Annotated in this window: 5 protein-coding genes; all 5 read right to left on the reverse strand. The window is 72.1% G+C overall.

Going from position 1 to position 5,886, the window contains the following annotated elements; genetic code table 11:
- A partial coding sequence (locus tag GT354_RS48655) for an SDR family NAD(P)-dependent oxidoreductase (RefSeq protein WP_202513138.1) occupies window positions 1–369 on the reverse strand: 369 nt, incomplete at its 3' end.
- Window positions 370–491: 122 nt separating this feature from the next.
- Window positions 492–2,999, reverse strand: coding sequence for a phenylalanine--tRNA ligase subunit beta (gene pheT, locus GT354_RS48660; protein WP_161364460.1), 2,508 nt, complete (start codon window positions 2,997–2,999; stop codon window positions 492–494).
- Window positions 2,999–4,120 (reverse strand): phenylalanine--tRNA ligase subunit alpha, encoded by a 1,122-nt coding sequence (gene pheS, locus GT354_RS48665; protein ID WP_161364462.1) that lies wholly within the window; start codon window positions 4,118–4,120, stop codon window positions 2,999–3,001. The genes pheT and pheS overlap by 1 nt, the downstream gene beginning before the upstream one ends.
- A 138-nt stretch (window positions 4,121–4,258) precedes the next feature.
- On the reverse strand, window positions 4,259–5,302 hold the full coding sequence (locus tag GT354_RS48670; RefSeq protein ID WP_161364464.1) for an ATP-binding protein: 1,044 nt from the start codon (window positions 5,300–5,302) through the stop codon (window positions 4,259–4,261).
- 136 nt (window positions 5,303–5,438) lie between these two features.
- Window positions 5,439–5,886, reverse strand: a 448-nt coding sequence (locus tag GT354_RS48675; protein ID WP_161364466.1) for an RNA methyltransferase, incomplete at its 5' end; no start/stop codon positions are given.

Here is a 5,886-nt window from a genome sequence, read left to right on the forward strand (position 1 = left end):
CACGTCGCCCCGCCCCCGCCGCAACGCCGGCAACAGCACCCGCGTCACCTCCGCGACCGAAACCACGTTCACCGTCAACGTCCGCGACCACACCGCCGCCGACGTCTCGCCCACCGAGCCCAGATCGGCGACCCCCGCGCTGTGCACGAGCCCCGCGAACGACTCGTCCACGATCGACGCGAGCGCCGACTCGATCGTCTCCGGCCGCTCCAGATCCGCGACGACGGTCCGCACCCCCGGCCCGGCCAATTCCTCGGCCCGCGCCTTCGACCGCACGATCGCGACCAACTCGTGCCCGCGTTCGCGCAACAAACGGGCAATCTCCGCACCGATCCCGCTCGCAGCACCGGTGATCACATAAGTACTCATACCGCCACCCTACGAGTCGGGCCCCGCACACCGAGGTGCGCGGGGCCCGACTCGACCACAGAAAACGGCGGAAACGGCGGAACCGCGGAAACCGCGAAACACCGAAAGCGCCGGCGTAACCGCTACGCCCCCCGCAACACCGCCCCGGTACGCTCCGCCGCGAGCGCCACCGCCGCATCCCGCGCGGCCGTCGCCTCCTCGACCGTCAGCGTCCGGTCCCCGGCCCGAAACCGCAGCGCGTAGGCCAGCGACTTGCTGCCCTCGCCCACCTGCGCCCCGGTGTACACGTCGAACAACCGCACCGACTCCAGGAGTTCGCCGGCACCCTCGACCAACGCCGCCTCCACCTCGGCCGCCGGCACCGCGGCGTCCACCACGAGCGCGACGTCCTGCGTGGCGACCGGATACGACGAGATGTGCCCGGCCTGCGCGACGTGCTCACCGTCGAGGTCGGCGGTCAGCAGGTCCAGGTCCAACTCCATCGCTGCGACCCGCTCGGGCAGGTGCAGCGTCTTGAGCACGCGCGGGTGCAACTCGCCCGCGTGCCCCACGACCCGCTCGGCCCCGTCCGCGCCCGTGGCCACGAGCGCGGCGCAGCGCCCGGGATGCCACGGCTCGTGCTGGTCCTGACGCACCGTCAACTCGACGCCCGCGGCGACCGCGATCACCCGCGCGGCCTCGACCGCATCCGCCCAGGTCTGCGGCCGGCCCTTGCCCCACCAGCCGGAGTGCTCACGCTCCCCGGACAGCACGACCGCGACCCGCTGCGGCTGATGCGGCAGCGCGGCCTCCAGCGCCGCCAACTCGTCCTCGCTCGGCCGCCGGTCCACCGCGAGCCGCGGTGCGGGCGGCGTCGAGGCGTTCGGCCGAAAGACCACACCCGACTCGAACAGCGCCAAGTCGGCGTTGCCGCGCCCGATGTTGCGCCGCAACGTCGCGAGCAGCCCCGGCAGCAGCGTCGTGCGCAGCGCGGGCTCCTCGTCCGAGATCGGGTTGACCAGCACGACGCCGCGCCGCCGCGCGTCGTCGGCAGGCAGCCCGAGGTCGTCGAGCGCGCTCTGCCCCACGAACGGGTAGTTGAGCACCTCGGTGTAGCCCGCGCCCGCGAGCGCCCGCCCGAGCCGGCGCCTGCGCCGCTGGTCGGCGGTGAGCCCGCGACCGGCCGGCACCTGCGGCAGCGCGGACGGCACCCGGTCGTAGCCCTCCAACCGGATGACCTCTTCGGCCAGGTCGTTCGGGTCGGTCAGGTCGGGGCGCCAGGTCGGCGGGGCGACGGTGAGCTCGTCGATCCCCTCGACCGAACAGCCGACCTCCTGAAGGCGCTGCGCGACCGTCTCCCGGGTGTACGCGACACCCGCGACCTTGGCCGGATGGTCCGCCGCGATGACGATCCGCACGACCTCGCGCGGCGCGTTCACCTCGGTGACCCCCGCGTCGGCCGCCGCCCGCTCGCCGCCGAGCGCGGCCAGCAGGTCGACGGCGCGCTGCGCCGCGGCCCGGGCCGCCTCGGGGTCCACGCCGCGCTCGAAGCGCTTGGAGGCTTCCGAGGAGAGCTTGTGCCGACGCGCGGTGCGCGCGATGGAGACCGGGTCGAAGTTCGCGGCCTCGATCACGATGTCGCTCGTCGTGTCGCCGATCTCGGTGCCGGCCCCGCCCATGACGCCGGCGAGCCCGATCGGACCGCTGTTGTCGCAGATCAGCAGATCCTCGGGGTCGAGCTTGCGCTCGGCGCCGTCGAGCGTGGTCAGCGTCTCGCCCTCGCCTGCCCGCCGCACCACGATCGGACCCTGCAAGCGCGCGCGGTCGTACGCGTGCAGCGGCTGACCCAGTTCGAGCATGACGTAGTTGGTCACGTCGACCACGAGCGAGATCGGCCGCATGCCGCTCATCTGCACGCGGCGCTGCAACCACAGCGGCGACGGCGCGTCGGGGTCGATCCCGACCACGCCGCGCGCGACGAACCGGCCGCACCCGGCCGAATCCTCGACCCGCACCGGGTAGCCGTACGAGTTCGCGTCCGGCACGTCCATCAGCGCGGGATCGCGCAGCGCCTGCCCGTACCCGATCGCGGCCTCGCGGGCGACGCCGCGCATCGACAGGCAGTAGCCCCGGTCCGGGGTGACCGCGATGTCGAGCACCTCGTCGACCAGGCCGAGCAGTTCGATCGCGTCGGCACCGATCTGCGCCTCGATCGGCAGCACGATGATGCCGTCGTGATCGTCGCCCATGCCCAGTTCGCGGGCCGAGCAGATCATCCCCCGGGACACGCGCCCGTAGGTCTTGCGCTCGGCGATCTCGAACGGTCCGGGCAGCACGCCGCCGGGAAGGATCACGACGACCTTGTCGCCGACCTCGAAGTTGCGCGCGCCGCAGACGATTTCCTGCGGCTCGCCGGTGCCGTTGGCGTCGGCGACGTCGACCTTGCAGAACCGGATCGGCTTCTTGAAGCCTTCCAGTTCCTCGATCTCCAGTACCTGACCGACCACGAGCGGACCCTTGAGGTCCGCGCCGAGCTGCTCGACCGTCTCGACCTCGAGGCCCAGGGCCACGAGTCGGTCGGCGACCTCGCGGCCGGAAACGCCGGCCGGCAGGTCGACGTACTCCCGCAGCCAGGAAAGCGGGACCCGCATCAGATCTCCATCCCGAACGGAAGGGTGAAACGAACGTCACCCTCGACCATGTCCCGCATGTCCTCGACGTTGTGCCGGAACATCAGCGCGCGCTCCAGGCCCACGCCGAACGCGAAACCGCTGTACACCTCGGGGTCGATGCCGCACGCGACCAGCACGCGCGGGTTGACCATGCCGCAGCCGCCCCACTCGATCCAGCCCTCGGATCGACAGGTCCGACACGGGTGTTCGGGGTCGCCCACGGACGCGCCCCGGCACACGAAGCACTTGAGGTCGAGTTCGGCGGACGGCTCGGTGAAGGGGAAGTACGACGGCCGAAGCCGGGTCACGATGCCCTCGCCGAACATCGCCTGCACGAAGTGGTCGAGCGTGCCCTTGAGATGGGCCATGGTCAGGCCCTTGTCGATCGCCAGACCCTCGATCTGCCCGAACACCGGCGTGTGCGTCGCGTCGAGCTCGTCGGTGCGGTACACCCGGCCCGGACACACGACGTAGATCGGCGGGGTCCGGGTCAGCATGGTGCGGATCTGCACCGGCGAGGTGTGCGTGCGCAACACCACGCCCGAGTCCGCCGTGCCGTCCTGGGCGCGGACGAAGAAGGTGTCCTGCATGGTTCGCGCGGGGTGGTCCGGCAGGATGTTCAGGGCGTCGAAGTTGTACCACTCCGTCTCGACCTGCGGGCCCTCGGCGACCTCGTAGCCCATGGCCACGAAAAGGTCCTCGATCCGCTCGGACAGCGTCGTCAACGGGTGCCTGGCGCCGCGCGGGGCGCGGTCCCAGGGCAGCGTGACGTCGACGGCCTCCTCGACGAGCACGCGCGCGTCGCGCTCGGCCTCTAGTTCGACCTGTCGCTGTTCGAGGGCCTTCTTCACGGCGCCGCGCGCGGCGCCGACGCGCTTGCCGGCCTCGGCCTTGGCCTGCGGCGGCAGCGCTCCGATCTCACGGTTGGCCAGTGCCAGGGGCGAGCGGTCGCCGGTGTGCGCGACCTTCGCCTCCTGGAGCTGGGCGAGGTCGCTCGCGGCGGCGACCGCCGCGAGGGCCGCGTCGCGCGCGCGCTCGACTTCCTCGGGCTTCAACGCCTCTACCTCGACCGGGTCGTAGGACTTGTTCGGTGCCGACATCTGTGTCCAGTGCTCCTGTGGGGATCCGCCGGTGGTGGAGGCGGCCGTGACGTCCAGTGACGCCCGCGCTCCCGAGTTTACCGACGCCTCGTGGGCGTACGTGATTCGGCCGGACCGCGACGGCTTGGCGGGATCGTCCTATCGCAGGACGTCCGGCATCGCGGCCGGCAGGGTAAATCGGAACCTGGCGCCGCCGCCGGCCGCGCGCTCGACACCGATGCTGCCGGCGTGCGCCTGGACCAGGCCCTTGACGATGTACAGGCCGAGTCCGGTGCCACCGCGGCGGTTCCCGCGCCAAAAGCGCGTGAAGACGCGATCGAGGAGTTCCTCGGGGATGCCCGGGCCCTCGTCGCTCACCGTGATCTCCGTCCCGTCCTCGCCGGGCGCGGCTCCGATGGAAACCGCGCGCATCTCGATGGTGACGGTTCCGGCGCCGTGCCGCACCGCGTTTTCGAGCAGGTTGCCGAGAATCTGGTCGAGCTTGTCGGAGTCCAGCCACATCCGCGGCAGTTCCCCGTCGACCACGACCACGAAGGGCGCGGGCCCGGTGCACTCCAGCGCGCGCACGTGCCGCAGCACCGCGTCGTGCATGTCGACGATCTGCCGGTTCAGTTGCAGCCGGCCGGCGTCGATGCGGGAGATGTCCAAGAGTTCGGTGATCAGCCGGGTGACCCGGTCGGCGTCGGCGTCCACGGTCTCCAACATCAGCCGCTTCTGCTCGTCGGTGAAGCGTTCCCACTTGGCGAGCAGTGTCGCGGTGAAGCCCTTGACGGAGGTCAGCGGCGAGCGCAGTTCGTGCGCGACGGTGGCGATCAGGTCGGAGTGGCCGCGCTCGATCCGGCGCCGGGCGTCGGTGGAGCGCAGGGACACCACGAGTCGCGCGAGCGCGCTGCGCGGGCCGTCGACGCGTTCGTAGGCCGCGGTGACCAGGATCTCGCGGCCGCCGAGCAGCAGGTTGCGTTCGGGTTGCCTGGTGCGGGTGCCGAGCCCGCCGTACGGGTCGGTGCACACCCACCAACGCCGGCCCGCGAGATCCTCGAGCGGCAGCGCGTCGGCGATGTGTTTGCCGAGCGCGTCCTCGGGACGCGTCCCGGTGATGCGGGCGGCCGCGGTGTTGAAGCACACCACCGTGCCGGTCTCGTCCGCGATCACCAGGCCGTCGGGCAGCATGTCGGCGTCCATCGGCCCCCTTCCCGTTTCGGGCCCGAGGCAGGTTCCGGGCCGGACACACTATCCCAAGGCGCAGCACGAGCGTCCGGCCGTGCCGAACGCTCGGATCGTTCCCCGAGAGCCGGGGGTCAAGCCGGGTCGAACGAGGTCATCCACCGGTTCGCGCGCCGGGGCGACAACCCCCGTGACCGCGTTGCGCGCGGGCGGACGCGTACAGACACACGGCCGCGGCGGTCGCCAGGTTCAAACTCTCGGCCCGGCCGTGGATGGGTACCCGCACGACGGCGTCGGCCAGGGCCCGGGTCTCGTGGGGCAGTCCCCACGCCTCGTTGCCGAATATCCACGCGGTCGGCCCGGCCAGTTGCCCGGCGTCGAGTTCGTCGTCGAGGTCGGCGTCGCCGGCCCCGTCGGCGGCGAGGATGCGCAGACCGGCCGTGCGCAACGCCGCGACGGTGTCCTCGATCCGGGCGCCGGTGACCACGGGCAGGTGGAACAGGCTGCCGACGGACGCGCGCACGGCCTTGGGGTTGTACGGGTCCACCGACGCGTCGGTGAGGACGACCGCCTCCGCGCCCGCCGCGTCCGCGGCGCGCAGC

Source organism: Streptomyces sp. SID3343 (assembly GCF_009865215.1).
Classification (GTDB): Bacteria; Actinomycetota; Actinomycetes; order Streptomycetales; family Streptomycetaceae; genus Embleya.

Bases quoted from the DNA above. Each gene is read 5' to 3' on its own strand.
- pheT (WP_161364460.1), bottom strand. From the start codon at position 2,999: ATGCGGGTCCCGCTTTCCTGGCTGCGGGAGTACGTCGACCTGCCGGCC.
- pheS (WP_161364462.1), bottom strand. From the start codon at position 4,120: ATGTCGGCACCGAACAAGTCCTACGACCCGGTCGAGGTAGAGGCGTTG.
- GT354_RS48670 (WP_161364464.1), bottom strand. From the start codon at position 5,302: ATGGACGCCGACATGCTGCCCGACGGCCTGGTGATCGCGGACGAGACC.